Origin of the sequence: Lentilactobacillus diolivorans DSM 14421, from assembly GCF_001434255.1 — a bacterium.
GTDB classification, from domain to species: domain Bacteria; phylum Bacillota; class Bacilli; order Lactobacillales; family Lactobacillaceae; genus Lentilactobacillus; species Lentilactobacillus diolivorans.
Genome location: NZ_AZEY01000074.1, coordinates 1 through 407, shown reverse-complemented (window position 1 = coordinate 407; position 407 = coordinate 1). Strand labels below are relative to the sequence as shown.

1 protein-coding gene is annotated in these 407 nt (G+C 43.7%); it reads left to right on the top strand.

The window, feature by feature from the left end; all coding sequences use genetic code 11:
• Window positions 1-407, top strand: a 407-nt coding sequence (locus tag FC85_RS07655; protein ID WP_157051281.1) for an IS110 family transposase, incomplete at both ends; no start/stop codon positions are given.

Below are 407 nucleotides of genomic sequence, written 5' to 3'. Positions count from 1 at the left end.
AAAACCGATCGCCAAGATGCCCACCGGATTGCTAGGGCGGCGTTGAATAACCATTTTCGTCTTAAACAACCCAGAACACGGGTTTATGCGAAGATGCACGAATTAGCCCGCTTTTATGAACGTGTTCAAACCGATATCCACATTAAACATGTCCAGCTTCACACTCAACTCCAACAAACTTTCCCAGAGCTTGAACAGCTTTTTACTAGTCGGGTTTCAAAGCTCGCGTTAAATGTTGTTAGTTTGTTTCCACATCCCAGCTTGGTACAGGGGCTTTCCCGGACAGTATTAAAGAATCAGTTGATCCACAGTACTGATAAGAAATTATCTAAAGTCAAAGGCATACAGTATGCTGAAAAGCTTCAAGCACTAGCCAAAGACAGTTATCCGGCTGTTGATCCAGACAG